A 24,372-nucleotide genomic window follows, 5' to 3' on the forward strand; every position below is an offset into this window, starting at 1 on the left:
GGATTCAAGCGCCCTGCGCGTTAACCTAGCCGGTGCGCGGGCTAGCTGTCCTGGGCCGCGGCGTCCGGGTCTTCGCCGTTGGCCATGGCCAGCAGCCGGCGGAAGATCGCCGGGCCATCGTCGCCGATGCCGTCATGGTGGAATTGATCGGTCACCCAGGTCTGCAACCCGGCCACCTGCGAGGCGGTGCGCAGCGAGAGCTCGCGGTCCACATAGACGTCGTCATGGTAGACCGCGGCGGCCACAGGCACGGTGTTCTTGGCCAGGACGTCCAGATCGTAGAGCGGGCCGAAGCCTTCGTGCTCGGCCAGGATGCGGGCCACGTCCTCCAGGGGGCGCAGGGCTGGATCTTCGGCGAAGTGCCAGCTGTAGATCATCTCGCCGGTTAGCAGCGGGGTCGCCGCGTGGCGGGTGAAGTCGGCGAACTCCGGCAGGACTTGTTCGGCCGCGAAATTGGTCGGCTCGCCTTGGGCATAGATGGTTTCATGCATCAGCGCATAGAGCGGGTTCGAGGCGAAAGAGCTCTGGGCCAAGAGCGCTTCGAGGAAGCTATCCGAGAGGCGGTCGCCGCCCGGGGTGAAGCTGAAGGCCTCCTCGAAGATGTGATGCAGCAGGTGCACCCGGGTGTTTCCGCCCAGGTACATGCCCAGCATCTGCACCAGCGGCACGGTGACGCGCTGGCCGTTGGGCAGCAGCTCATCGTCATTGGTGCGCACATGCTCGTAGATCCTGTGCAGGGTCTGGAAGTCCTCGGGGTACCAGGAGAAGTACTCGCGGTTGCGTTCTGCCATCCGCTGGTAGGTGGCGCGGTAGACGGTCTTCGCATCGGCATCCAGCGAGGCCAGCCCGCCGGTGACCAGGCAGCGGGTGAGCGACTGCGGGAAGAGCGAGAGATAGGTCAGGGTGCAGAACCCGCCGTAGCTCTGCCCCAGGGTGCTCCACTGCTCGATGCCCAGGTGCTCGCGCAGGGCTTCGGCGTCGCGCACAATCGAGTCGGCGCGGAAATGCGAGAGGTAGCGGGCCTGGGCGGCCGAGTCCCCGCGCAGCGGCAAGGACTTGCGGTTAGCCGGGGTGGACAGTCCGGTGCCGCGCTGGTCCAGCAGCAGCACGCGGAAGTGCTTGGTGGCTTCGGCCAACCACCCCGACAAGGAACCGGGGCGCGGGGATTTGCCCCCTGGACCGCCCTGCAGGAACAGCAGCCAGGGCTTGGCCGTGCCGGTGCTGATCTCGCGGGCGAAGACCGAGATCTTTTCGCCCTGCGGATCGGCGTGATCCAGTGGAACCTCGATGCGATGGTCGGTGACATCCATACCGCGGTAGTGGCGCATTAGCTCGCTCCTTGCATGCCAAGTTGTTGCAGTGCTTCGCCGTCCAGGCGCCGGGTGCTCCAGCCGTCCATGGAGCTGGAACCGATGGCGTCGTAGAACCTGATGGCCGGCTCATTCCAATCCAGCACTGACCATTCCAGGCGCTTGTAGCCGCGTTCGACGCAGATCTGCGCCAGCGTGCGCAGCAACGCGGTGCCGGTGCCTGAACCGCGCTGGGATTCGCGCACATACAGATCCTCCAGATGGATGCCGTGCCGGCCTTCCCAAGTGGAGTAGGTCAGATACCACAGGGCCATGCCCCTGAGCGTCCCGGTTTCATCCTCGGCAACATGGGCGAAGACCTGGGGATTGGGGCCGAACAGATGGGATTGGAGGTCTGCTGCGGTGTTGAGCACCGCATCAGGTTCCCTTTCATAGTCGGCCAATTCCTGGATCATCGCCAAGATCTGCGGGCAGTCGCCCGGAACAGCTTCACGCACAATACTCATGTGTTCCAGCTTACCTCCGTCGCACCGCTAAAACGTCGGTGACCAGACCTAAGGTTGAATGCATGATGGGTGGACACCACGCGGTGAGCGGCGCAGCCGCATGGTTGGCAATTACAACTGACGTCACCGTGGGTTCGGTGAACCTGGGGCTGGGAACTTTCCAGATGGACCGCTGGGAAACCCTGGCCGGCGCGATCGTCTGCGCTGGCGCGGCCCTGCTGCCCGACGCGGATCACCATGGGGCCACGATCGCGCGCTCGCTGCCCCCGTTCTCCAGCATTTTCACGCGGATTGTCGGTTCGGTTTCGGGCGGGCACCGCAACGGCACCCATTCGCTGATCGGCATCGCCTTCTTCATCTTCCTGGCCTGGCTGGCCAACGGCTGGGATGTGCAGACCGCGGCGTTGGGCACGGTCTACCCGGCCGCGGCGCTGTTCGCGATCCTGCTGATTTCCTTCGCGGTGAAGACCATGAAATTCATGCCGCCGCTGCTGTGCTGGATTATCGCCTTGGCCGCCGGGACTTTCGTCGGGATGAATGCGCCGGAGCAGAACCTCTGGTTCCTGATGGCAGTCTCCCTGGGCGCGATCGTGCACGTGCTGGGCGACATGCTGACCATCGGCGGCTGCAACCTGCTGTGGCCGATCAAGATCGGCTCGCCGCGCTGGTTCCGCCGGCTGCCGCTGATTGGCGGCTGCTGGAAGTCCAATGGGCGGGTGGCATTGCCGATTCTGGCCGAGACGGGCTCCACCGCAGAATGGCTGCTCGCGACGCTGCTCACTACCTATGTGGGCATCGCGCTGATCGTCGCCTGAGGGCCCCCGGCCCGCTGCCGGCTCGCCGCAGTGCAACGCGCTGTGGCTGGCAGCCGGTGATCTGGCATGATTCGAACCATGCAGATTCAATTCACCCGGCGCATCACCTGGGATCAGCTTCCTGGCGAACTGCGCGCTCGGATCGAATCGCACCTTGGATCCCGGGTGATCCGGGCGCTAAGCCAAGCCTCGGGGTTTTCCCCGGGCAGCGCCGATCGGCTGCTCACCGCCGATGGCCAGCGGGTCTTCGCCAAGGCGGTGCATCCGGGCCTCAGTGCCCCGGCCACGGCATTGCACGCCCGCGAAGCGGCAATAGCGGCCAAGCTCCCGGCGGCCTTGCCGGTTCCGCAGTTCCTGGGGCGCATCAGCTGGCAAGGCTGGGAGGCCTTGGTCTTCGCTGAAGGCCCAGGGGCCAGCCCGCAGCTTCCCTGGCCGGTCGGACAGCTCGAACGGGTACTGGACACGCTGGCGCAGCTGGCTCATCAGGCCCCTTTTTCCTTGATCGAGCTGCTGCCGCCGCTGGAAGAGGAACTGCGCGAGGACGTAGCCGGTTTTGGGCGGATCATGCAGGACGGCTGGCTTCCAGCTGATCCCTGGGTGGCACAGAACCTGGAAGAACTCCATGGGCTGGCCATGGACGGTATCGGGGCGCTGGCCGGAGACCAGCTGGTGCATTCGGATCTGCGCTCGGACAACATCCTGCTGGGCGACGGCGGAGAAGTGCTGCTGGTGGATTGGCCGTGGGCTTCGCGGGGCGCCGCATGGTATGACGCGTTGACGGTGCTGGTTGAAGCGCGGATCTTCGACCCGGCGCTGGATGCGGATGCCATTGCCGCCTCCCACCCGATCTTCGAATCGGTGGGCGCGGACGCGGTCAGCGCGGTCTTAGCTGGACTGGCCGCCTACTATGTGGACGCGGCGCGCAGGCCCGAGGTTCCCGGGCTGCCCACGCTGCGCAGCTATCACGCGAAGCAGGCGGCAGCCACCGTTGGATGGCTCAAGGCGCGGCTAGCCTAGCTGGCTGTTGCAGGGGCTAACTGAACCGGGCCGGCGTGGCATTTTCCCCGCGGTAGACCAGGGCCAGGCCCAGGACCAGCGAACCGAGCTGGACCAAGGTCGCCAGCCACGCGCCGGAAGCAAAGAGCTCGGACCAGCCGCTGAGCAGCCCGACCAGGACCAGCAGCAGGAGGACTGCCCCGAGCAGGCGAAGCTTGTACCCGTTCATGGCCATACCCTACGGCACTGTCCGCGGCATTGCCACCGGACTCCGGGAAGATGCCTCGGGCATCGAGTGCGCGACTAGCCCAGATGCCGGGGCTGGTCCAGCGCCGTGCCGGATCCCATGCAGATAATTGGCGGCAAGCCGGAATCCAGCCGGGAAAGTACCAGCTGTTCCTGCGCAACGAGGTTCTGCGGCAGGGCATCGAGCGGGAACCAGCGAAGCTCGCAGGCTTTCTCCGGTTCCATGAGGCGCGGAGTACCGTCCCACTGGCGCGCCAGGAAGAAGAAATCCACAGGGGATTGGGCGCCGCTGCCCGCTTGCAGGTAGCGGTGCACCGTGCACAGCGGCTGGAGCTGGTCTGCCGCGATCCGGATGCCCAGTTCCTCACGGGCTTCGCGAACGGCGGCGGCAACGGCAGCCTCGCCGGGCTCAACGTGCCCGGCGGCCGCCGTGCTCCAGAACCCGTCCATGTAGCCGGTTCCCGACCTCAGTTGAAGCAGGACTTCGTCGGCGCGCCGCAAGATGGCGTAGCTGATGGCGGGCATCAGGAGTCCAGGCGGCCCACCGAAGTCACCTTGACCACAGGTTCGCCGGCCTCGTCCGAGTCATCCAGCGAGATGGTGGCGGTGATGCCCCAGTCGTGGTGCTCGGATGGGTCGGCGAAGATCTGGCGCACCTCCCAGGTGCGCTGGGGCATGTCCTTGATGATGAACAGCTTCGAGCCGCGTCCGGCGGGACCGTCGTCGATGTCCTCGTGCTCGTCGAAGTAGTCGTCCATGGCATCGGCCCAGGTGTCCGCGTCGAAGCCGCTATGCCCGTCGAGCTCGCCTAGGGCCTTGTCCTGCTCGTCGGCGAACAGCTTCACGCGTCGGAACATCTCGTTGCGGACCATTACGCGGAAGGCGCGCACATTGCTGGTCAGCTTTTCCGGTGCCGGAGGCGGTGCGGTTTCGGTTGCCTCGCTCAGCTCGCCGCGGGAGAGCTCTTCCCATTCGTCCAGCAGCGAGGAGTCGATCTGGCGGATCATCTCGCCGAGCCATTCGATCAGGTCTTCGAGGTCCTCGCGCAGCGCGTCCTGGGGAACGGTCTGTCGCAGGGCCTTGTAGGCATCGGTGAGGTAGCGCAGCAGCACGCCCTCGGAGCGGGCCAGCTGGTAGTACTGGACGAAATCGGAGAAGCCCATGGCGCGTTCGTACATGTCGCGCACGATCGACTTCGGCGCCAGTTCGAAGTCCGAGAGCCACGGCGCGCCGGAGCGGTACTGCTCGAAGGCGCTTTCCAGCTTCTCGGCCAGCGGCATCGCATAGGTGATTTCATCCAGTGCGTTCATGCGGTCGTTGTAGTCCATGCCTTCGGCCTTCATCGCGGCGATGGCCTCGCCGCGGGCCTTCTTCTCCTGTCCGGAGAGCACCTGGCGCGGCTTTTCCAAGGTCGCCTCGATCACCGAAACGACATCCAGCGCATAGCTGGCCGAATCCGGATCCAGCAGGTCCAGGGCGGCCAGCGCGAAGGGCGAGAGCGGCTGGTTCAGCGCGAAGTTCTGCTGCAGGTGCACGGTCAGCTCATAGTAGTTGCCGTATTCGTCTGGCTCATTGCGGCGCACGACCACCTCGGTGGCGATCAGTTCGCGCAGGATTCCCAGGGCGCGCAGCTTCAGCTTGCGCTGGGACGCCGGGGTCTCGTGGTTTTCGCTGAGCAGGCGCTGGGCGGCCTCGAACGAATTGTCCTCGCGCTCCAGCAGGTTCAGCAGCATCGAGTGCGAGACCTGGAATGAGGACTTCAGCGTCTCGGGGGCGGCCTCGACGATCTTCTCGAAGGTCTTCTCGCCCCAGGTCACGAAGTTCTGCGGCGGCTTCTTCTTCGGGATCTGCTTGAGCTTGGACGAGCCCTCGCCGTGCTTCTTCAGCGCCTTTTCCATGGCCTTGTGGTTCTCGATCGCATGCTCCGGAGCCTGCACCAGCACGGTGCCTGCGGTATCGAAACCTGCGCGGCCCGCGCGCCCGGCAATCTGGTGGAATTCGCGGGCGTTCACGATGCGCGTACGGGTGCCGTCGAACTTGGACAGCGCGGTGATCACCACGGTGCGGATCGGCACGTTGATTCCCACCCCCAGGGTGTCGGTGCCGCAGATGACCTTGAGCAGGCCGGCCTGTGCCAGCTGCTCGACCAGGCGGCGGTACTTGGGCAGCATGCCGGCGTGGTGGATGCCGATGCCGTGGCGCACCAGGCGGTTCAGCGTCTTGCCGAACCCGGCGGCAAAGCGGAATCCGCCGATCATCTCGGAGATCTTTTCCTTCTCCTCGCGCGTGGCCACATTCACGCTCATCAGCCCGGTGGCGCGGTCGATGACATCGAGCTGCGAGAAGTGCACGATGTAGATCGGCACCTGCTTGGTCTTGATCAGTTCCTCCACGGCCTCCTGCACCGGCTCCATGGAGTAGTAGAAGTGCAGCGGGATTGGGCGCTCGGTGTGCGCGACGGTCACCGTCGGGGTGCCGGTGCGCTCTTCGAGTTCCTGCTCGAAGCGGGTGACATCGCCCAGGGTGGCGCTCATCAGCAGGAACTGCGCCTGCGGCAGTTCGATCAGCGGCACCTGCCAGGCCCAGCCGCGCTGCGGATCGGCGTAGAAGTGGAACTCGTCCATGATCACGCAGCCCACGTCCGCCTTGGAGCCTTCGCGCAGGGCGATGTTCGCCAGGATCTCAGCGGTGCAGCAGATGATCGGGGCGTCGGCGTTCACCGAGGAATCGCCGGTGACCATGCCGACGTTCTCTGCGCCGAAGATCTTGCACAGGTCGAAGAACTTCTCGGAGACCAGCGCCTTGATCGGCGCGGTGTAGAAGCTGATCTGGTCGCGGGCCATGGCGTAGAAGTGGGCTGCGATGGCAACCATGGACTTGCCCGAGCCGGTGGGCGTGGCCAGGATGACGTTGTTGCCGCCGGCCAGCGCCATCGACGCTTCGTCCTGTGCGGGGTAGAGGTTGATGCCACGGGTTGCGACCCATTGGCCGAAAGCCTCGTAGATTTCGTCGTCGGATACGTTCTTGGCGTCTGCTGGCAGATAATCGGTGAGCAACATGATGTTCCTAGCCTATCGGTTGAGAACTGTGACTGGGGGCTAGTTGTTGCGTGCGCCTCTCGTTTAGGCTCGGGAATATGAAATGGGATCCGACGAAATACACCGAATTCTCCGATTACCGGGGCCGCCCGTACCTGGATTTGCTGGGGCAGCTGGTCTCGGTTGACGCGTCGAAGGTCATCGATCTGGGGTGCGGGCCGGGAAATATGACCCGGCTGCTGGCCCAGCGCTGGCCGCAAGCGCAGGTCACCGGACTTGATTCCTCACCGGAGATGATCGCCAGGGCCACGCAGAGCGAGCACGAGGAAAACCTGGGCTTCGCGCTGGCCGATGCCACGGCGTGGACCCCTGACTCCGACACGGACCTGCTGTTCTCCAACGCGATGCTGCAATGGCTTCCGGGGCACCGCGAGTTGCTGGCCGGTTGGCTGGAGCACCTGAAGCCCGGAGCGAACGTGGCCATCCAGGTCCCGGGCAATTTCGGCTCTCCGTCGCATGCGGTGATGCGCGCAGTTGCCGACAGCCCGAAGTGGTCCGGCCAGCTGGCAGGGGTGCTGCGCCATGACGACGTGGTGGGCGAGCCCGGCGAATACCAGCGGATCTTCCTGGACGCGGGGTTCCAGGCTAATGTCTGGGAAACCACCTACCATCAGCTGCTCGCGGGGGAGGACCCGATCCTGAACTGGGTTCGCGGGACGGCGCTGCTGCCCATTCGCCACACGCTCAGCGACGAAGACTATCGGGAGTTCGAAAACGACTACCGGGCCGAAGTCTCCACGCACTACCCGTCATTTGCTTCGCAGGACGGTACCGTCCTGACGAACTTCCCGTTCCGCAGGATTTTCATGATCGGGCACAAGCTCGGCTGATTTGCTCCAGGCTCGGCATCGTCAGAGCGCTTCGAGGGTGAGCTGGCTCAGCGATTGCTTCCCGCCAGGCACCTTTGCACGATGCCGGGCAGCACGCGGACGCAGACCAGGACAACCAGGATGCCCAACGCCACCCCGGAGAAGACATCGTGGACGAAGTGGGCGCCTACGCCCACGCGGGACAGGGCAATGAGCAAGACGGCCGGTATCGCGTACTTGGCCAGCTTCGGAAGGGCCAGCGTGCAGGCTGCGGCGACGCCGGCGGCGACGACCGAATGGTTGGAGGGCCAGGACCAGTCGCCTGCTTCCGGGCATGCCACTGCGGTGAGAGCATCCAGGGCGCGGCAGGGGCGTTCCTCGGCGACCAGGATCTTGGCCAGCTCGCTCAGGCCATAGGCCGCTACCGCACCAATCGCGCCTGAAACCAGGCGCCAAAACGCAACTCGATTACGGAACCAGCACAGGACGGCGAGCGTGCAGGCCCCGGCCATCAGCATCAAGAGCAAGATCTCGGAAAAGAACACAGCCGCTGCGGAGAGCAGCGCCGACTGGGCAACAGTTCCTGAAATCCCCAGGTACAAGGCATCACGCAACGGATAGGAGGCCATCGCCAGCACGGCGAGAACCGCGACGATGATGGCTGTCCGCGAAGGGAAGACGGAAATTGGTGCGGAGGACCGTGAATTCACAAGTGGTGATTATACGGATCTGTTCCGGCTGCAAGCATCAGCTGGAAGAGGTCCCGCACCATTAAACGCTGCTGCCAGCGGCACGGATGCCGCTGGCAATGCAGTCAAAGGGCTACCACCCGCGTTCGCGCCACTGCTCCAAATTCGGGCGTTCTGTCCCCAGTGTCGTCGAATCTCCGTGCCCCGGCAGAACCTTGGTTTCGTCCGGGAAGCGGTCGAAGATGCGTTCGGTGACGTCGGTGAGCAAAGAGAGGAACCGCTGCGGGTCCTTCCATGTGTTGCCCACGCCTCCGGGGAACAAGCTGTCGCCGCTGAGCACTACCGGCTGGCCGGAGGAATCAACCAGCGCATAGCCGAGCGAACCCGGTGTATGCCCTCGCAGGTGGATCGCCTCGATGATCACATCGCCCAGCTTCAGCTGGTCGCCGTGGTTCAGCGCATGCTCGATCTTGACCCCGCATTCTTCAGCGATGCCGGCGACATCGTCTGCACCGGCGTAGGTTGGCACCGGGTACTTCTCCACGGCTTCGGCCAACGCGCGCACGTGGTCCCAGTGCTGATGCGTCGTGGCGATGCCGATAAGGCGCGGATCGCTCGCGTCTTCACTGGCCGCCTGGATGAGCCGCTCGATGGCCGGCATGTCATCCGCCGCATCCACCAGCAGCTGTTCGCCGGTCTTCCGATTAGTTACCAGGTACACGTTGTTTGCCATGTCGGATACTGAGACCCAACGGACGGTCACATCGTTCAGCAATAGTTCGTTCATGCAACCAGACTACGGTGCAGATCCCGGCTGACGCGATAGGCTCGGATAAATGCCAAACACAGTCCAAAGGATGGAGTGCAGGATGACCGAACTGGAATTCATCAAGATCGAGCCGAACTCGGGCGTGGCGCCGTATCAGCAGGTCCGCGAGCAGATCCTCTCAGCTATCGCCAAGGGCAAACTAGCTCCGGGCACCAAATTGCCGTCGGTTCGTGCGCTCTCGGGCACCTTGAACCTCGCGGTGAATACCGTCGCCAAGGTCTACAAGGAACTTGAGCTGCAGGGTGCAGTGGTCACCCGCGGCCGCCATGGAACCGTGGTCCAAGCCGCGGAGAATCGTGCAGAGCAGGAAGTCAGCGATGCGGCCGCCGATCTGGCCCGCATCGCCCAACTGTGGTCGGTCGACGAAGCGACCGCGGTGAAGTACTTGCGCGCGGCATTTAGTTCCCTGCCAAGGTAGACCCAAGGCGCCTCTGGAAGTGAATCCGGGAACCAGCCGCAGGTGGAACCTGATGAATGCGAAATGGCACAGAGGTATGTTTGGCTGTTGGCAGCTCCAATATTTCCCGGGGTTGATTAGCTGCCAGCAAGGTAACGGGCGACTAGTAATAGTTGTGCCGAAGCTGCGGAAAATCCGAATGAAACAGGAAGGGCAGGCATGTCGGTTAGACATGAATCGGCTTCGGGGCTGATTTGGAACAACAAAGTGGAAAAAGTCCGGATGTCCCAGGATTCCTATGCACGGCTTCGTTTCGCCAACATCCGCCAACTACCCGAAACTGGATTGTTCGCGGACGAGGTCGGTGCCATAGCGCCGGATGTCCAAGCTGTTTCAATCGACTTGGATGATGGTGGCAACCTTGACTTGACGGGGATTGAGAACCTGCCGTTGCTCTCATCACTAATCATTCATCAATGCGACGGCATACTGCCCTATGGCGGTTCGGGAAATGGAGTCATGGCCTTGACCCGATTGCTCATGCCGTACGCGCAAGGGGCCACCGAGCAACTCATTGCTTCCCCTCACCTGCAAGATATGGAGATCGAAGGCGGAACTCTCGATCTGCTCAGGCACATGGCGGAAACAGTGCGCAAGGTCCTATTGCAACGCGTGAAGGGTGCCGCAGACCCTAGGGCCTGGGACAGGCTGACCCAGCTGGACCAGATCGAAATCAATCAATCGGGGAGCATAGAGGTCGTTGCACCTGCTGGCGCTTGGCCCGAGGTCGTGAGTTTTACCATTATTGGGTCTCTCAAGGGGATAGTGCTGGCGTCAAAGGTCCGCCCCTTTCAATACCTGTATTTAGAAGGGGTTCGCCGGTTTGACCCGGGCTCGTCGTTCTGGGACCTGCAAGCTAAAAGGGTCACTGTTGGATACTCGACCAATCCGCCAAAATGGCTGGTCGAGGCGTGGCCCCACAGGCCGGATGATTGGGACGAGAGTTTCAGCATTGCGTCGCATCCGCTGCTTCCCGGATCAGAGGAGCCCTACTTCGACGAACTCTGATCTCCCGCTCTCGGTGACTTCGTGACAGCGAATACCCGCTATCGATCTCGAATTCACAGGCTGTCTGCACAACAGCTCAGTGTTCGTTAAGTCGAACCCTCTGTGGGAACGTTGCTAGTCCTCAGGTGACCCGGCCAGCTGGTCGTCGAAGCCAGACTGTAGCCAGCCCCTCCGCCATTTTTTCTTCGAAATCGAATCTGAAGCCACGCCGTTCATAGAATGCCTGGGCCGACGGGTTGCCTCTCACGAACTCGATCCTCAGATCTTGAGTGCGGCCGAAGGCATCAAGTGCTGTGTTCATTAGTTCGGTGCCGATGCCGTGGCCATGGGATTCCGGCAACACATAAATTTTCCATATGACAGGTTCGCCCTCAAACTGCCCGACCGTTAGAGTTCCAACGGCTTCGCCATTCTGCAGAGCAACGTACGTCGTATCATCGGTGATTGAAGCACTGACAGAGTCGTGTGACCACCAGGTATTGAGATTATCCATGACGAAATCCGGGCTCGTGAAACCAAGGTATGTTGCTGGCCATGTAAGAATCCCGATAGACCGGATAGCCTGAACATCATCAAGGGTGGCTTTGCGAATCGAAAGGTTATTCATGCCACAAACCTATCGGAGCTTCGGATGTTGAGGGAGAGTATCCCCAAGAATAAGCGCTTCTATTTGTCCTCTCGGCCCTGGGGCATGCCGAGATCGCGCACTCTGAACCGACCGTTCCGGGACCTCCTCCGGGAACGGATGCGATCGTTCCTGTATTGCTCAGACACTTGAACGCATTTCAAACGAGAGGGATATAGTGTTCGATCCATGAGAGATGACCCAAAGGTTCTGAATTACCTCGCCCTGCTGAGGGCTCGGGTTGAGGAGGTCATCATGACCTTACCGGAGGATATCAGTGGTCGAGCCTACGATCGTAAACACTCTATCCACTTAGATCTTCAGGGCCCTAGACTTGGCGTCTTCACTCTAGTGTTGGGAAGCGAGTCACCGGAACTCGTCTACGATGAGCGATATATCGGATACCAAACGATTCCTGAAGGGTTGGACGAGGTCATTGAATTCGCGGAAGAAACGATTGACGATGTAGCGTCTTTTGTCCTCAGCTCGGAACCGCTGGTGGTTCGTGAAAGCTCCATTTTTCGACGGTCTTATCTCTGCATGCCGAGTAATCACGGACGGCAGTGGAAGCTCAAGAGGTTCAGCTAACGTATCGACGGCTGGTGTGAGTGTTCAAAGCTGACAACGCCTCATGTCTTTGCTCCTTAGTGCTGTGCCGCCCGTGAACGGAACCTTGAACGGGACAGAGTGTGATGTCAGGCGCTGAATGGAAGCTCAGGTCGCAAGTGGTGCCCGTCTTTGACGTGTGAGTAGTCTCGCGCTGTTGTTACTAAGCCTGAATCGTCGAATGAAAGCACAGTGCATCCCGAGACGGTCATTGGCTGGTCCTTGATGAACATCACGACCCAGTACTCGACGGAAGCTGAACTTCCGTTGACGATTGGTTCGCTGAACCATGTTTCTGCCGGTTGGGTTTCCTCCGCGAAGCATTCCTCTAGATAAGTGCGCAGCCCGTTAGGCCCACGTAATCGTCTGAACATCGAGGCCCAGTGGTCGCCGTCATCAGCTTGCAACTGGACAATTGCATTCACGTCCTTGAGTGGCCAAGCGTTGGCCCATGTTGTCGCCCAGCGTTGCGCGGCTTCGGTAGTTTGCATGTTGATTTCCTGTTGACGTAGATGATTGGTGACTGCAGGTTGTTCGGGCTGTGCGAGTAACCCTGCATCCATAAGTATTGCAACGCTACTATCGGTCGAGCAGATTCACGTTGTAGGTTCGTTCAGTGTTGCTTAGTGCTCACTTTTCTCAAAGTGTCCCGAAAGCCGGTCACAAATAGGATCGCGCCACGTGCTGACTCGCATCGCAGAAGTTTCATGGATTTACAGGAACACCGGCCGTTCCGTATGCCCCGTCCGTGTAGTGACCGGTGAGGGGGGCGCGAAACGGAACGGTGTGGCGCTGCCTCATGATGTCGAATGCTTGCACAGAAAACAATTGCTGTCGGATGACATGCACCGCGGACGATGCCATTGCGCGGAACATTTGGCCAGGTTCGCTATGTTGTTGCATTGCGGATCAGCGGTTGCGGTGCCCCTGGTTGGCGGCGTGAACCGAACGTCGAATTTTATCCGTTTTCCCGCTCGTGCAACACAGAGCATGCGCTCGCCGCTCATTGGCATCTACGAGATAGCTGCGAACTTGGGGAGGGGACGCACACGTGACAGGCACAAGCGGGAATCCAAGGGCAACCGGTACCTCCATAGGGAGGTCGTGGTCCGATCTGGATTCATGGGGACGCTGGCTCACCGGTCGACATTCCGGGTGGGTGGACGAGCACGCATAGCGCTCGCCGTGCGCCGGATCAGGGGTTTGGAGAATTAACTGTGAGTTGCGTCCATTCGTACACGTATTCGAAGTAGTTTTCGATTAGTATTGCCTCGTGGCTATTTCATCGCAGAGTAAAAGAACTGATCTGACTCGCCTGGTCGTCAAGGGTGCACGCGAGCATAACCTGAAAAACGTGGACATTGATCTCCCGCGTGACGCAATGATTGTCTTTACCGGCCTGTCCGGCTCGGGCAAGTCCTCCTTGGCCTTCGACACCATCTTTGCCGAAGGCCAGCGCCGCTACGTCGAATCGCTCTCTGCCTACGCCCGCATGTTCCTCGGCCAGGTGGACAAGCCCGATGTGGATTTCATCGAGGGACTGTCGCCAGCGGTGTCCATCGACCAGAAGTCGACCAGCCGCAACCCGCGTTCCACCGTGGGCACGATTACCGAAGTGTACGACTACATGCGTCTGTTGTGGGCACGCGTGGGCCGTCCGCATTGCCCGATCTGCCACGAACCGATCTCCAAGCAGACTCCGCAGCAGATCGTCGACCAGCTGATGGAGCTACCGGAGAAAACCCGCTTCCAGATCCTCGCCCCGGTAGTGCGTTCGCGCAAGGGCGAATTCGTCGACCTGTTCGCGGAGCTCTCTTCCAAGGGCTTCGCCCGTGCCCGCGTTGACGGCACCACCATCCAGCTGAACGATCCGCCGAAGCTGGCCAAGCAGGTCAAGCACACCATTGAGGTGGTCGTCGACCGCCTGGCCATCAAGGAAGATGCCCGCCAGCGCTTGACTGACTCCATCGAAACGGCCCTGGGCATCGCCGAAGGACGCGTGCTGGCCGACTTCGTGGACCTGGACGAGGATGATCCCCAGCGCGTGCGCGCGTTCTCCGAGAACCTGGCCTGCCCCAATGAGCATCCGCTGGCCATCGATGAGATCGAGCCGCGCACTTTCTCCTTCAACAACCCGTTCGGTGCTTGTTCGGCCTGTTCCGGCATCGGCACCAAGCTGGAGGTCGATGAGCACCTGATCGTTCCGGACGGCGAGGTCACCTTGGCCGAGGGAGCGATCGCCCCATGGTCGCTAGGCAAGGCAACCACCGAATACTGGAACCGCTTGATCGAAGGCCTGGGCCATGAGCTGGGCTTCACCATGGACACCCAGTGGCAGGAGCTGCCGGCTGCCGCCCGCGAAGCGATCCTGAATGGCAAGGACCACAAGGTAGTCGTGCAGTACAAGAACCGCTTCGGCCGCGAGCGCAAGTACTCCACCGGCTTCGAGGGCGTCATCTCCTACGTGCACCGCAAGCACCAGGAAACCGAATCGGATCACGCCCGCGACCGCTACGAGCAGTACATGCGCCAGATCCCGTGCCCTACCTGCGGCGGCGCGCGCCTGAACCCGGCATCGCTCTCGGTCTTGGTGGGCGGGCGTTCCATCGCTGAAGTTGCCGCCATGGACCTGCGCAGCGCCGCGGAATTCCTCTCCACGATCGTGCTCACCGCACGCGAGGCGCAGATCGCCGCGCAGGTGCTCAAGGAAATCGACGCGCGCATGAAGTTCCTGCTGGACGTCGGACTGGAGTACCTGACCCTGGAACGCGCTGCTGGCACCCTGTCCGGCGGCGAGGCGCAGCGCATTCGCCTGGCTACGCAGATTGGTTCGGGCCTGGTCGGCGTGCTCTACGTTCTGGACGAGCCTTCCATCGGCCTGCACCAGCGCGATAACCGCCGCCTGATCGACACCCTGCTGCACCTGCGATCGCTGGGCAACACCCTGATCGTGGTGGAGCACGACGAAGACACCATTGCCGAAGCCGACTGGATCGTGGACATCGGCCCGGGCGCCGGCGAGCACGGCGGCGAAGTGGTGCACTCCGGATCCCTGGAGGGCCTGAAGCAGAACACCAAGTCGCTGACCGGAGACTACCTTTCGGGCCGCAAGCAGATCGACATCCCGTCCAAGCGCCGCAAGATCGACAAGGAGCGCAAGCTCAAGGTGGTCGGTGCCAACGAGAACAACCTGCAGAATGTGTCGGTGGAGTTCCCGCTGGGCGTGCTGACCGCTGTGACCGGCGTGTCCGGCTCGGGCAAGTCCACCCTGGTCAATGACATCCTGTACAAGGTGCTGGCCAACAAGCTCAACGGCGCCAAGCAGGTGCCCGGCCGCCACACCCGCGTGCAGGGCCTGGAGCACCTGGACAAGGTGGTCCACGTTGACCAGTCGCCGATCGGCCGGACCCCGCGTTCGAACCCTGCGACCTATACCGGCGTGTTCGACCACATCCGCAAGCTGTTTGCGGAGACCAATGAGGCGAAGCTGCGCGGCTACCAGCCGGGCCGTTTCTCCTTCAACGTCAAGGGCGGACGCTGCGAATCCTGCTCGGGTGACGGCACGCTGAAGATCGAGATGAACTTCCTGCCGGACGTCTACGTGCCCTGCGAGGTCTGCCAGGGTGCCCGCTACAACCGCGAAACCCTGCAGGTGCTGTACAAGGGCAAGAACATTGCCGATGTGCTGGATATGCCGATTGCCGAAGGCGCCGAGTTCTTCAGTGCCTTCACCCCGATCGCCCGCCACCTGCGCACGCTGGTGGACGTGGGGTTGGGCTACGTGCGCCTGGGTCAGCCGGCAACCACCCTCTCCGGTGGCGAGGCCCAGCGCGTGAAGCTGGCTGCGGAACTGCAGAAGCGTTCCAATGGCCGCTCCATCTACGTCCTGGACGAGCCGACCACCGGTCTGCACTTCGAAGATATCCGCAAGCTGCTCAAGGTGCTGCAGGGATTGGTCGACAAGGGCAACACCGTGTTGACCATCGAGCACAACCTGGATGTCATCAAGTCGGCTGACTGGGTCATCGACCTCGGCCCGGAAGGCGGCTCAGGCGGCGGCACGATCCTGGCTGCTGGCACCCCGGAAAAGGTGGCCAAGGTGAGCGAATCGCACACCGGGAAGTTCCTCTCCGAGATCCTGTAATGCCTGGCGGAGAATGTTCGACATATGCGATTTCAGTTATGGATTGCTAACCCGCGTCCGCTTCATGGGAAGATGGCTAGGTGAATATGTCGGTAACAAGTGTGCTCTTCGATCTGGATGGGACCCTCGTGGACCCTGCCGGTGCCATAACTTCGGGTATCCGCCACGCGGTCACCTCCCATGGTTTGGCCGATCCGGGCGAAGCACGAGTTGAAGCGCTGGTAGGCCCGCCCCTCCAAATCGGGCTGCGTACGCTTGACGGCGTCACCGACGAGAACATCGACTCCATCATCGCGGCCTACCGCGCCCGCTATGCCGAGGTGGGCATGGCCGAATCCGTGATCTACCCGGGCATTGTGGCGCTCCTGGACGCGTTGCGCGCGGCCGGGATCTACGTCGCAGTGACCACGGCCAAGCCCATCAACATTGCGCGCCAGCTCATTGCACGCAAGGGGCTGGATGAGCATCTCGATGCGATTCACGGCAACGCGGATGAGCACGGGAGCATGGGTTCGAGCAAGACGCACATTGTCGCTGAGGCTTTGGAGCACGGGCAGCTGGACCCGGCGAGCAGCGTCGTTGTGGGGGACCGGTACTACGATTGGGATGCCGCCCGCGAGAATTCGGTGGCTTCGGTCGGCGTCGCGTGGGGCTTTGCCCAGGACGATGAACTGCAGCAGGCAGGCGCCACTGTGGCGACAACCCGGGACCTTGCTGAGCTCCTGCTCGGAGCACAGCTGGCAAACACGCTGAACCTCGACGATGACCTCATGCAGGAAGGTGCAAAGTAGATGAGCATCTACACCATGACCCGTTCGTCGATTCGGGGCGTCATCCACGGTGTCTGCCGTGCGGAAGTGACCGGGCTTGAGAACGTTCCCAAGGAAGGCGGCTTCATTGTCGCCTCCAACCACCTGTCATTCTTCGACTCCTTGATCATTCAGGCGCTGACCCCGCGCGACGTGGCGTTCTTCGCCAAGGCGGAATACTTCACCACCCCGGGACTGAAGGGCAAGGTGATGAAGACCTTCTTCGAATCCGTGGGATCCATTCCGGTGCAGCGTGGCGAACAGGCAGCTTCGGTTGCCGCCCTCGATTCCCTGGTGGAAATCGTCGAAGGCGGCAAGGGCATCGGCATCTACCCCGAGGGCACTCGCTCGCGCGATGGCAAGTTGTACCGCGGACGCACCGGCGTGGGCTGGCTGGCGCTGACCACCGGTGTACCAGTGGTACCGGTGGGCTTGATCGGCACGGAGAAGCTGCAGCCTGCTGGTTCAAAGGGTTTCCGTCCTGCCAAATTCCATATCCACTATGGCGAGCCGCTGTACTTCGACCAGCTCGGACGCAAGCACCCGTTGCCGCAGCGCCGCCAGGCCACGGACCGGATCGTTGATGCGATTGCCGAGCTTTCCGGCCAGGAACGCGTCGATTCCTACAACCAGCTGCCACCGGACGCGAAATAGACCATGGCTGATCCGGCAAGTTACCGTCCGAGAACTTCGGACATTCCCACGAAACCGGGCGTGTACCGTTTCCGCGATGAACACGGCCGTGTCATCTACGTTGGCAAGGCCAAGGTCCTGCGCAACCGCTTGACCTCCTACTTCGCCAATCCTGACCGGCTCACGCCCAAAACCCGGGCCATGGTATTCACCGCCGGCAGCGTGGAGTGGACCGTGGTGGGTTCCGAATTGGAAGCGCTGCAGCTGGAGTACTCCTGGATCAAGGAATACAATCCCCGGTTCAATATTGTTTTCCGTGATGACAAGACCTACCCGTACCTTGCTGTCACCTTGAACGAAAAGTACCCGCGCGCCCTGGTCATGCGCGGGGACAAGCGCAAGGGCGTGAAGTATTTCGGGCCGTTCTATCCGGCCAAGGCCATCCGGGAAACCCTCGATACGCTGTTGCGGGTCTTTCCTGTGCGCAGCTGTGCGCCGGGCGTGTTCAAGCGTGCCGAAGCATCGGGTCGCCCTTGCCTCTTGGGGTACATAGACAAATGCTCGGCGCCTTGCGTGGGGCGCATCAGCGAAGAAAACCACCGTCAACTGGCTGATGACCTATGCACCTTCATGAGCGGTGAGGCTACTAAGTTCACCAAGGCCCTGACAGCCAAGATGCAAGAGGCGGTGGCAGAACTCGAATACGAGAAGGCCGCCCGCTACCGCGATGACATTGCGGCACTGAACAGAGTTTTTGAACGCAACGCCGTGGTCCTTGATGACCGTACCGAAGCTGATATCTTCGGCATTCATGGCGATGAATTGGAAGCCGCCGTGCAGGTATTCCATGTCCGCGACGGCCGTATCCGTTCGCAACGAGGCTGGGTCGTCGAAAAGGTTGCGGATACCACCGGCGCTGAATTCGTCGAGCAGCTTCTCACCCAGGTCTACGCAGATCACGCGGACCGGATTCCCAAGGAAATCCTGGTTCCGACTCTGCCCGAAGACATTGAGGATGTCACGACCTGGCTCACTGAGCTGCGCGGTTCCAAAGTCTCCTTGCGCGTCGCCCAACGCGGCGACAAGGCGGCACTGGCATCCACCGTCGTGGAGAACGCCGAACAAGCGCTGCGCCTGCACAAATCGAAGCGAGCAGGTGATATCACCACGCGTTCGCTGGCGATGCAGGAACTGCAGGATGCACTGGGAGCCGAACAAGCACTGCTTCGCATCGAATGCTATGACGCGTCGCATACCCAAGGCACCAACGTGGTTGCTTCCATGGTGGTCTTTGAAGATGGATTGCCCAAGAAGAGCGAATATCGAAAGTTCTCCATCACCGGTGATGCAGCACGCGATGATACCGCCAGCATGTACGACGTGATCTACCGTCGCTTCAGCCGCTATCTGAAGGAGAAGATCGACCCCAAGAGCTTTGCAACCGGGGAAATGAATGAAGAAACCGGTGAGCAGGAAAAGAAGCGATTCTCCTACCCGCCATCTCTGGTGATCGTTGACGGCGGACCGCCCCAGGTGGCCGCGGCGCAGAAGGCCATGGACGACCTGGGAATCGATGACATTCCAGTGGTCGGCCTGGCTAAGCGCTTGGAAGAACTGTGGCTGCCCGACGATCCGTTCCCGGTGATCCTGCCGCGTGCCTCAGCTGCCCTGTATTTGGTGCAGCGGCTTCGCGACGAGGCGCACCGTTTTGCGATCAACTTCCACCGCGCCAAGCGTGCTAAATCCATGATCGCCTCGGATTTGGACGCGATCCCGGGGCTGGGCAAGTCCAAGCAGGCTGCCCTGCGCAAGCACTTCGGGTCGATGAAGAAGATCCGTGCGGCGAGCATCGAGGAGCTGATGGACGTGCCAGGAGTCGGTGAAAAACTTGCGGCTTCCATCAAAGAGTCCCTAGAAGACGCTTCATTAACCGGTGTGAATATGACTACAGGCGAAATTGTCGACTAGCCTTGTGATATGACCGCTGAGTATGAAGCAGTAAAACCCCCTGAGTCCGAACTCGTGATCGTAACCGGCATGTCAGGTGCCGGTCGCACCACAGTCGCGCATGCTCTGGAAGACCAGGGCTGGTACGTAGTGGAGAACCTTCCACCGGCCATGCTTGGACCCTTGACGGAGATGATGAGCCGTTCGCAGGGCTCCATCCCGAAGATGGCTGTCGTGATGGACGTGCGCTCCAAGGAAATGTTCCCGGAAATCCGCGATGCCTTGGCGAACCTGACAGCCAGCGGGGTGAAGTTCCGCCTGGTCTACCTCGACGCCAGCGACGAGGTGCTGATCCGCCGCTTTGAGCAGGGTCGCCGGCCGCATCCGCTGCAGGATGACGGCCGCATTGTCGACGGCATCAAGCGCGAACGCGGGATCACCGATCAATTGCGTGAAGCTGCCGAAATCATCTTGGATTCCACGACCATGTCGGTGCACGACCTGGCACGTGCAGTCAACGAACTGTTCAGCGAATCCGGGCCGATCATCCTGCGCATCAACGTGATGAGCTTCGGGTTCAAGTACGGCCTGCCCGCTGATGCCAACTACGTGGCAGATGTCCGTTTCATCCCCAACCCCCATTGGGTACCTGAACTGCGCCCGCAGACAGGCAAGGACAAAGAAGTGTCGGACTATGTGCTGAGCCAGGAAGGCACGAGCGAGTTCATCGAGAACTACCTCAAGGCATTGGAACCGGTCTTTGAAGGTTACCGCCGCGAGAATAAGCACTACGCGACTATTGCCGTGGGCTGCACCGGCGGCAAGCACCGCTCGGTAGCAACCACCATTGAGCTGGGCCGGCGCCTGGCGCAGTTCCCGAACGTCAGGGTGAATATCAGCCACCGTGATCTGGGGCGTGAGTAGCCGCCATGGCCTTTGCTACAGGTCCGATCCCGATCCAGGGACTGACTCGAAGTGATGATTACCGCAACCCATCGGTGGTGGCCTTGGGCGGGGGACACGGGCTGTCCTCGTCGCTCTCTGCCCTGCGCCGTCTGACTACCGACCTCACCGCCGTAGTAACGGTGGCCGATGACGGCGGCAGTTCCGGGCGGCTTCGGGGATCCTTCGATGTGCTGCCCCCGGGAGACTTGCGCATGGCGCTGGCTGCGCTGTGCGACGACAATGACTGGGGCCGTACCTGGCGCGATGTCATGCAGTACCGCTTTGAATCGACCGAAAACGCCGACGAGCCATTGAACGGCCATGCCGTTGGCAATTTGCTGATCCTGGCGCTGTGGGAGTTGCTCGATAACCCGGTAGCTGGCCTGCGTTGGGCAGGTGCCCTGCTTGGCGCGCGCGGGCAGGTCCTGCCAATGAGCACGGTTCCGCTGTCCATCCATGGCGAGGTTCTTGAATCCGACCCGGTGAACGACACCTTGGTGCGTCGCCGAATCGATGGGCAGGCCAAGCTGGCTCGCGCCGGTTCCGGCGGCCTGGTTACCCACGTGTACCTGGAACCGTCCGATGCGCCGGCCTGCTCCGAAGCGCTGGAATCCATCGATCTGGCGGACTGGGTGATTCTCGGTCCCGGTTCCTGGTACACCTCGGTGCTCCCGCATCTGCTGCTGCCGGATATGCGCCAGGCCCTGGCATCGACCACGGCCAAGAAGCTGCTGACCATGAACCTGGCCTTTGATACGGCAGAGACTTCCGGGATGGACGCCGCGGCGCACTTGGAGGTGCTGGGACGTTACGCACCCGAGGTCAAATTCGATGCAATTATTGCCGACGAATCAAAGATTCTTAACAGGGATCGATTTGAGCTGGCAGCGCAAAAACTCGGTGCGCGTGTCTTTTTTAGTACAGTAGGAGTATCTGACGGTCGTGCTGTGCACGACCCGTTGCGACTAGCGGCGGCCTATCACGAGGTGTTTACCGCGATCGGGTCTTAGGAAGATCCAAGTAAGGGAGTTTGATTCATGGCATTGACGGCTTCCGTCAAAGACGAGCTGTCGCGGGTAGAGATTCGCAAGCCATCGGTCCGCAAGGCCGAGGTTTCGACCATGCTCCGCTTCAGCGGCGGGCTGCACATCGTCTCCGGACGAATTGTCATCGAAGCAGAAGTGGACCTCGCGGCGACGGCCCGGCGGTTGAAGATTGCTATCGGCGAGCTGTACGGCCACGATGCCGAAATCGTCATGGTTTCCGGATCGGGCATCCGCAAGGGGAGCCGCTACATTGTGCGTGTTTCCAAGGACGGCGAAGTGCTTGCACGCCAAACTGGCCTGCTTGACCAGCGCGGCCGGCCGGTACGCGGCCTGCCCTCGGTGATCGTCAACGGTTCCACCGCCGACGCTGAAGCTGTATGGCGCGGCGCATTCCTGTCCCACGGATCGTTGACCGAACCCGGACGCAGCTCCGCTTTGGAAATCACCTGCCCTGGGCCAGAAGCCGCTTTGGCGCTGGTCGGTGCAGCTCGCCGCCTGGGACTGACGGTCAAGGCGCGTGAAGTGCGCGGTGTGGACCGCGTTGTGATCCGTGATGGCGATGCCATCGCCCAACTGCTGACCCGCATGGGCGCTCACGATGCGCTCATGGTCTGGGAAGAACGGCGCATGCGCAAGGAAGTGCGCGCGACGGCGAACCGCTTGGCGAACTTCGACGACGCCAACCTGCGGCGCAGTGCCCAGGCAGCGGTAGCTGCCGGTGCCCGCGTTGAGCGTGCACTGGGCATCTTGGGCGACGAGGTTCCCGAGCACTTGCGCTATGCGGGACTGCTGCGCCTTGAGCACAAGCAAGCCTCCTTGGATGAGCTCGGCCGCATGGCCGAACCGCCAATGACCAAGGACGCCATCGCTGGCCGAATCCGCCGCCTTTTGGCTATGGCGGATAAAAAGGCGAGCGATCTGGGAATACCAGGTACGGAGTCCAGCGTTCCAGGAGATGAACTGGAACATTAAAATGTCCCCGCGGGAGCCCTCCCGCGGAGATTCAACCAATTGAGAAGATTGAGGAGAATCATGGCTGTTTATTCACTGCCAGAACTGCAGTACGACTACGCCGCACTGGAGCCGAACATCTCGGCTCGCATCATGGAACTGCACCACTCCAAGCACCATGCAACTTACGTTGCTGGCGCAAACTCGGCACTGGAGCAGTTGGCTGAAGCTCGCGAAAAGGGCGAATTCGGCAATATCCCTAAGCTGTCCAAGGACCTGGCGTTCCACCTGGGTGGCCACACCAACCACTCGATCTTCTGGAACAACCTGTCCCCAGAGGGTGGCGACAAGCCTGAGGGCGAGCTGGCAGCGGCCATCGACGACTTCTTCGGTTCGTTCGACGCTTTCCGTGGCCACTTCACCGCTTCGGCCATGAGCCTGCAGGGCTCGGGCTGGGCAGTGCTGGCTTACGACGCACTGGGCGGCCAGCTGGTCATCGAGCAGCTGTACGACCAGCAGGGCAACATCCCAGTGGCAACCACCCCGCTGCTGATGCTGGACATGTGGGAGCACGCCTTCTACCTGGACTACGTCAACGTCAAGGCTGACTACGTCAAGGCATTCTGGAACATCGTGAACTGGGCAGATGTCCAGGCTCGTTTCGAAGCTGCCCGCAACGGCGCAGCAGCGCTGATCCTTCCAGGTAAGTAAGACTTATCTGGTAAGTTAGCTCACATTCTGCGCTAATGTAGCGTAGTATGTTTCAAGTGTGTTGCGGATCCCGGCAATTCGTTGGGATCCGCAAGCACGGCACAACGGAGTGTCCTCTTAAAGAAGGCCACCTCCGCTCGCGTGCGGTCGTGGCATCATCATCCCATTTAGAGGAGATAGTCACGTGACAACCCGTGTTGGAATCAATGGTTTCGGTCGTATCGGACGCAACTTCCTGCGTGCAGTTCTGGCCCATAAGGCAGACATTGAAATCGTCGCCGTCAATGACCTTGGTTCAATCGATTCGCTTGCTCACCTGGTGAAGTTCGATTCCGTGCTCGGCCCAGTGGGCGAGCTGGTATCCGTGGACGGCGATACCATCGTCGTCGGAGAACGCCGTATCAAGGTTCTGTCTGAGCGCGAGCCAGCCAACCTTCCATGGGGCGAATTGAACGTCGATGTCGTCATTGAATCGACCGGATTCTTCACCAACGCAGAAGACGCCAAGAAGCACGTAGCTGCTGGCGCAAAGAAGGTCATCATCTCGGCTCCTGCCAAGAATGAAGACATCACCATCGTGATGGGCGTCAACCAGGACAAGTACGATCCTGCAAACCACGCCATCATTTCGAACGCGTCATGCACCACCAACTGCCTGGCTCCAGTAGCCAAGGTGCTGAACGAAGAGTTCGGCATTGTTGATGGCCTGATGACCACCATCCACGCTTACACCGCAGACCAGCGCCTGCAGGATGCACCGCACAGCGACCCACGCCGTGCCCGCGCCGCGGCGCTGAACGTCATCCCGACCTCGACCGGTGCCGCAAAGGCCATCGGCGTGGTGCTCCCAGAGCTGAAGGGCAAGCTGCACGGTTACGCTATGCGCGTACCAGTTCCAACCGGTTCGGCCACCGACCTGACCGTGAACCTGGCCCGCACCGCAACTGTGGAAGAAATCAACGCAGCATTCGAGAAGGCAGCTGCCGAGGGTGCATTGAGCGGATACCTTGAGTACTCCACCGATCCACTGGTTTCTTCGGACATCGTGACCAACCCCCACTCGGCAGTTTTCGACTCCGGTCTGACCACCGTGATGGGCAACAGCGTGAAGGTCGTCGCGTGGTACGACAACGAGTGGGGCTACTCCTCGCGACTTGTTGACCTCGTTGAATTCGTGGGATCCAGCCTCTAG

The 24,372-nt window shown here is 61.4% G+C and carries 24 protein-coding genes; 15 read left to right on the forward strand and 9 right to left on the reverse strand.

Annotated elements, in window-relative coordinates:
• Positions 1-41: 41 nt before the first annotated feature.
• Positions 42-1,328: an alpha/beta fold hydrolase gene (locus ACP3TE_RS15080; RefSeq protein WP_332486761.1), complete on the reverse strand. Its 1,287-nt coding sequence runs from the start codon at positions 1,326-1,328 to the stop codon at positions 42-44.
• Entirely contained in the window at positions 1,328-1,816 is a 489-nt protein-coding gene (locus ACP3TE_RS15085) for a GNAT family N-acetyltransferase (protein WP_133834222.1), read from the reverse strand. The genes ACP3TE_RS15080 and ACP3TE_RS15085 overlap by 1 nt, the downstream gene beginning before the upstream one ends.
• A gap of 62 nt (positions 1,817-1,878) precedes the next feature.
• Here ACP3TE_RS15085 and ACP3TE_RS15090 point away from each other — a divergent pair, with 62 nt between their 5' ends.
• Together ACP3TE_RS15090 and ACP3TE_RS15095 are read left to right on the forward strand one after the other, a co-directional pair.
• Positions 1,879-2,631: a metal-dependent hydrolase gene (locus tag ACP3TE_RS15090; protein ID WP_105656685.1), complete on the forward strand. Its 753-nt coding sequence runs from the start codon at positions 1,879-1,881 to the stop codon at positions 2,629-2,631.
• Positions 2,632-2,709: 78 nt separating this feature from the next.
• The gene (locus ACP3TE_RS15095; protein ID WP_332486765.1) at positions 2,710-3,648 is read left to right on the forward strand and encodes a phosphotransferase; all 939 of its coding nucleotides are present in this window, start codon (positions 2,710-2,712) and stop codon (positions 3,646-3,648) included.
• 16 nt (positions 3,649-3,664) lie between these two features.
• Here ACP3TE_RS15095 and ACP3TE_RS15100 read toward each other — a convergent pair whose 3' ends face one another.
• The 3 genes from ACP3TE_RS15100 to ACP3TE_RS15110 form a co-directional block, all read right to left on the reverse strand.
• Positions 3,665-3,856, reverse strand: a complete 192-nt coding sequence (locus ACP3TE_RS15100) for a hypothetical protein (RefSeq protein ID WP_332486767.1) — start codon at positions 3,854-3,856, stop codon at positions 3,665-3,667.
• 74 nt (positions 3,857-3,930) lie between these two features.
• Positions 3,931-4,398 (reverse strand): NUDIX domain-containing protein, encoded by a 468-nt coding sequence (locus ACP3TE_RS15105; RefSeq protein ID WP_332486769.1) that lies wholly within the window; start codon positions 4,396-4,398, stop codon positions 3,931-3,933.
• Positions 4,398-6,932, reverse strand: a complete 2,535-nt coding sequence (locus ACP3TE_RS15110) for a DEAD/DEAH box helicase (RefSeq protein ID WP_426734095.1) — start codon at positions 6,930-6,932, stop codon at positions 4,398-4,400. Before ACP3TE_RS15110 ends, ACP3TE_RS15105 begins: the two co-directional genes overlap by 1 nt.
• 77 nt (positions 6,933-7,009) lie before the next feature.
• On the opposite strand from ACP3TE_RS15110, the gene ACP3TE_RS15115 reads away from it, so the two are divergent.
• On the forward strand, positions 7,010-7,801 hold the full coding sequence (locus ACP3TE_RS15115; protein ID WP_105656680.1) for a trans-aconitate 2-methyltransferase: 792 nt from the start codon (positions 7,010-7,012) through the stop codon (positions 7,799-7,801).
• A 47-nt stretch (positions 7,802-7,848) separates the two neighbouring features.
• On the opposite strand, the gene ACP3TE_RS15120 is transcribed toward ACP3TE_RS15115, so the two are convergent.
• Positions 7,849-8,490 (reverse strand): phosphatase PAP2 family protein, encoded by a 642-nt coding sequence (locus tag ACP3TE_RS15120; RefSeq protein WP_219844113.1) that lies wholly within the window; start codon positions 8,488-8,490, stop codon positions 7,849-7,851.
• A 112-nt stretch (positions 8,491-8,602) separates the two neighbouring features.
• A complete protein-coding gene (locus tag ACP3TE_RS15125; RefSeq protein ID WP_105656679.1) occupies positions 8,603-9,256 on the reverse strand; it encodes an MBL fold metallo-hydrolase in 654 nt (217 codons plus the stop codon).
• An 82-nt stretch (positions 9,257-9,338) separates the two neighbouring features.
• Here ACP3TE_RS15125 and ACP3TE_RS15130 point away from each other — a divergent pair, with 82 nt between their 5' ends.
• Positions 9,339-9,716: a GntR family transcriptional regulator gene (locus ACP3TE_RS15130; RefSeq protein WP_105656678.1), complete on the forward strand. Its 378-nt coding sequence runs from the start codon at positions 9,339-9,341 to the stop codon at positions 9,714-9,716.
• A 198-nt stretch (positions 9,717-9,914) separates the two neighbouring features.
• Positions 9,915-10,763: a hypothetical protein gene (locus ACP3TE_RS15135; RefSeq protein WP_105656677.1), complete on the forward strand. Its 849-nt coding sequence runs from the start codon at positions 9,915-9,917 to the stop codon at positions 10,761-10,763.
• Positions 10,764-10,884: 121 nt separating this feature from the next.
• On the opposite strand, the gene ACP3TE_RS15140 is transcribed toward ACP3TE_RS15135, so the two are convergent.
• Positions 10,885-11,370 carry a GNAT family N-acetyltransferase gene (locus ACP3TE_RS15140; protein ID WP_105656676.1) on the reverse strand — a complete coding sequence of 162 codons (486 nt, stop codon included), beginning with the start codon at positions 11,368-11,370 and terminating at the stop codon, positions 10,885-10,887.
• Positions 11,371-11,577: 207 nt separating this feature from the next.
• Between ACP3TE_RS15140 and ACP3TE_RS15145 the strand changes: the two genes are divergently transcribed.
• Positions 11,578-11,976 (forward strand): hypothetical protein, encoded by a 399-nt coding sequence (locus ACP3TE_RS15145; RefSeq protein WP_105656675.1) that lies wholly within the window; start codon positions 11,578-11,580, stop codon positions 11,974-11,976.
• Positions 11,977-12,083: 107 nt separating this feature from the next.
• On the opposite strand, the gene ACP3TE_RS15150 is transcribed toward ACP3TE_RS15145, so the two are convergent.
• Positions 12,084-12,485: a nuclear transport factor 2 family protein gene (locus tag ACP3TE_RS15150; protein WP_181148795.1), complete on the reverse strand. Its 402-nt coding sequence runs from the start codon at positions 12,483-12,485 to the stop codon at positions 12,084-12,086.
• 782 nt (positions 12,486-13,267) lie between these two features.
• Between ACP3TE_RS15150 and uvrA the strand changes: the two genes are divergently transcribed.
• The 9 genes from uvrA (at position 13,268) to gap (ending at position 24,372) form a co-directional block, all read left to right on the forward strand.
• On the forward strand, positions 13,268-16,138 hold the full coding sequence (gene uvrA / locus ACP3TE_RS15155; protein ID WP_286134096.1) for an excinuclease ABC subunit UvrA: 2,871 nt from the start codon (positions 13,268-13,270) through the stop codon (positions 16,136-16,138).
• 86 nt (positions 16,139-16,224) lie between these two features.
• Positions 16,225-16,929, forward strand: coding sequence for an HAD hydrolase-like protein (locus tag ACP3TE_RS15160; protein WP_332498358.1), 705 nt, complete (start codon positions 16,225-16,227; stop codon positions 16,927-16,929).
• Positions 16,930-17,601, forward strand: a complete 672-nt coding sequence (locus tag ACP3TE_RS15165; protein ID WP_105656671.1) for a lysophospholipid acyltransferase family protein — start codon at positions 16,930-16,932, stop codon at positions 17,599-17,601. It abuts the gene before it with no gap.
• Between the two features lie 3 nt (positions 17,602-17,604).
• Complete coding sequence (uvrC, locus tag ACP3TE_RS15170) at positions 17,605-19,548, forward strand: excinuclease ABC subunit UvrC (protein ID WP_426734101.1); 1,944 nt, start codon at positions 17,605-17,607, stop codon at positions 19,546-19,548.
• Positions 19,549-19,557: 9 nt separating this feature from the next.
• Positions 19,558-20,451 carry an RNase adapter RapZ gene (gene rapZ / locus ACP3TE_RS15175; protein WP_105656669.1) on the forward strand — a complete coding sequence of 298 codons (894 nt, stop codon included), beginning with the start codon at positions 19,558-19,560 and terminating at the stop codon, positions 20,449-20,451.
• Positions 20,452-20,456: 5 nt separating this feature from the next.
• Positions 20,457-21,482, forward strand: a complete 1,026-nt coding sequence (locus tag ACP3TE_RS15180) for a gluconeogenesis factor YvcK family protein (RefSeq protein WP_105656668.1) — start codon at positions 20,457-20,459, stop codon at positions 21,480-21,482.
• 27 nt (positions 21,483-21,509) lie between these two features.
• Positions 21,510-22,490: a DNA-binding protein WhiA gene (gene whiA / locus ACP3TE_RS15185; RefSeq protein WP_105656667.1), complete on the forward strand. Its 981-nt coding sequence runs from the start codon at positions 21,510-21,512 to the stop codon at positions 22,488-22,490.
• A 60-nt stretch (positions 22,491-22,550) separates the two neighbouring features.
• Positions 22,551-23,180 (forward strand): superoxide dismutase, encoded by a 630-nt coding sequence (locus tag ACP3TE_RS15190; protein WP_105656666.1) that lies wholly within the window; start codon positions 22,551-22,553, stop codon positions 23,178-23,180.
• 184 nt (positions 23,181-23,364) lie between these two features.
• Positions 23,365-24,372, forward strand: coding sequence for a type I glyceraldehyde-3-phosphate dehydrogenase (gene gap, locus ACP3TE_RS15195; RefSeq protein WP_332498357.1), 1,008 nt, complete (start codon positions 23,365-23,367; stop codon positions 24,370-24,372).

It is taken from the genome of Glutamicibacter sp. 2E12, assembly GCF_050030965.1.
Lineage (GTDB): Bacteria > Actinomycetota > Actinomycetes > Actinomycetales > Micrococcaceae > Glutamicibacter.

Excerpts from the sequence above, each read along its gene's own strand:
- ACP3TE_RS15080 (WP_332486761.1), bottom strand. The coding sequence starts at position 1,328 with ATGCGCCACTACCGCGGTATGGATGTCACCGACCATCGCATCGAGGTT.
- ACP3TE_RS15085 (WP_133834222.1), bottom strand. The coding sequence starts at position 1,816 with ATGAGTATTGTGCGTGAAGCTGTTCCGGGCGACTGCCCGCAGATCTTG.
- ACP3TE_RS15090 (WP_105656685.1), top strand. The coding sequence starts at position 1,879 with ATGATGGGTGGACACCACGCGGTGAGCGGCGCAGCCGCATGGTTGGCA.
- ACP3TE_RS15095 (WP_332486765.1), top strand. The coding sequence starts at position 2,710 with ATGCAGATTCAATTCACCCGGCGCATCACCTGGGATCAGCTTCCTGGC.
- ACP3TE_RS15100 (WP_332486767.1), bottom strand. The coding sequence starts at position 3,856 with ATGAACGGGTACAAGCTTCGCCTGCTCGGGGCAGTCCTCCTGCTGCTG.
- ACP3TE_RS15105 (WP_332486769.1), bottom strand. The coding sequence starts at position 4,398 with ATGCCCGCCATCAGCTACGCCATCTTGCGGCGCGCCGACGAAGTCCTG.
- ACP3TE_RS15110 (WP_426734095.1), bottom strand. The coding sequence starts at position 6,932 with ATGTTGCTCACCGATTATCTGCCAGCAGACGCCAAGAACGTATCCGAC.
- ACP3TE_RS15115 (WP_105656680.1), top strand. The coding sequence starts at position 7,010 with ATGAAATGGGATCCGACGAAATACACCGAATTCTCCGATTACCGGGGC.
- ACP3TE_RS15125 (WP_105656679.1), bottom strand. The coding sequence starts at position 9,256 with ATGAACGAACTATTGCTGAACGATGTGACCGTCCGTTGGGTCTCAGTA.
- ACP3TE_RS15130 (WP_105656678.1), top strand. The coding sequence starts at position 9,339 with ATGACCGAACTGGAATTCATCAAGATCGAGCCGAACTCGGGCGTGGCG.
- ACP3TE_RS15135 (WP_105656677.1), top strand. The coding sequence starts at position 9,915 with ATGTCGGTTAGACATGAATCGGCTTCGGGGCTGATTTGGAACAACAAA.
- ACP3TE_RS15140 (WP_105656676.1), bottom strand. The coding sequence starts at position 11,370 with ATGAATAACCTTTCGATTCGCAAAGCCACCCTTGATGATGTTCAGGCT.
- ACP3TE_RS15145 (WP_105656675.1), top strand. The coding sequence starts at position 11,578 with ATGAGAGATGACCCAAAGGTTCTGAATTACCTCGCCCTGCTGAGGGCT.
- ACP3TE_RS15150 (WP_181148795.1), bottom strand. The coding sequence starts at position 12,485 with ATGCAAACTACCGAAGCCGCGCAACGCTGGGCGACAACATGGGCCAAC.
- ACP3TE_RS15160 (WP_332498358.1), top strand. The coding sequence starts at position 16,225 with ATGTCGGTAACAAGTGTGCTCTTCGATCTGGATGGGACCCTCGTGGAC.
- ACP3TE_RS15165 (WP_105656671.1), top strand. The coding sequence starts at position 16,930 with ATGAGCATCTACACCATGACCCGTTCGTCGATTCGGGGCGTCATCCAC.
- uvrC (WP_426734101.1), top strand. The coding sequence starts at position 17,605 with ATGGCTGATCCGGCAAGTTACCGTCCGAGAACTTCGGACATTCCCACG.
- rapZ (WP_105656669.1), top strand. The coding sequence starts at position 19,558 with ATGACCGCTGAGTATGAAGCAGTAAAACCCCCTGAGTCCGAACTCGTG.
- ACP3TE_RS15180 (WP_105656668.1), top strand. The coding sequence starts at position 20,457 with ATGGCCTTTGCTACAGGTCCGATCCCGATCCAGGGACTGACTCGAAGT.
- whiA (WP_105656667.1), top strand. The coding sequence starts at position 21,510 with ATGGCATTGACGGCTTCCGTCAAAGACGAGCTGTCGCGGGTAGAGATT.
- ACP3TE_RS15190 (WP_105656666.1), top strand. The coding sequence starts at position 22,551 with ATGGCTGTTTATTCACTGCCAGAACTGCAGTACGACTACGCCGCACTG.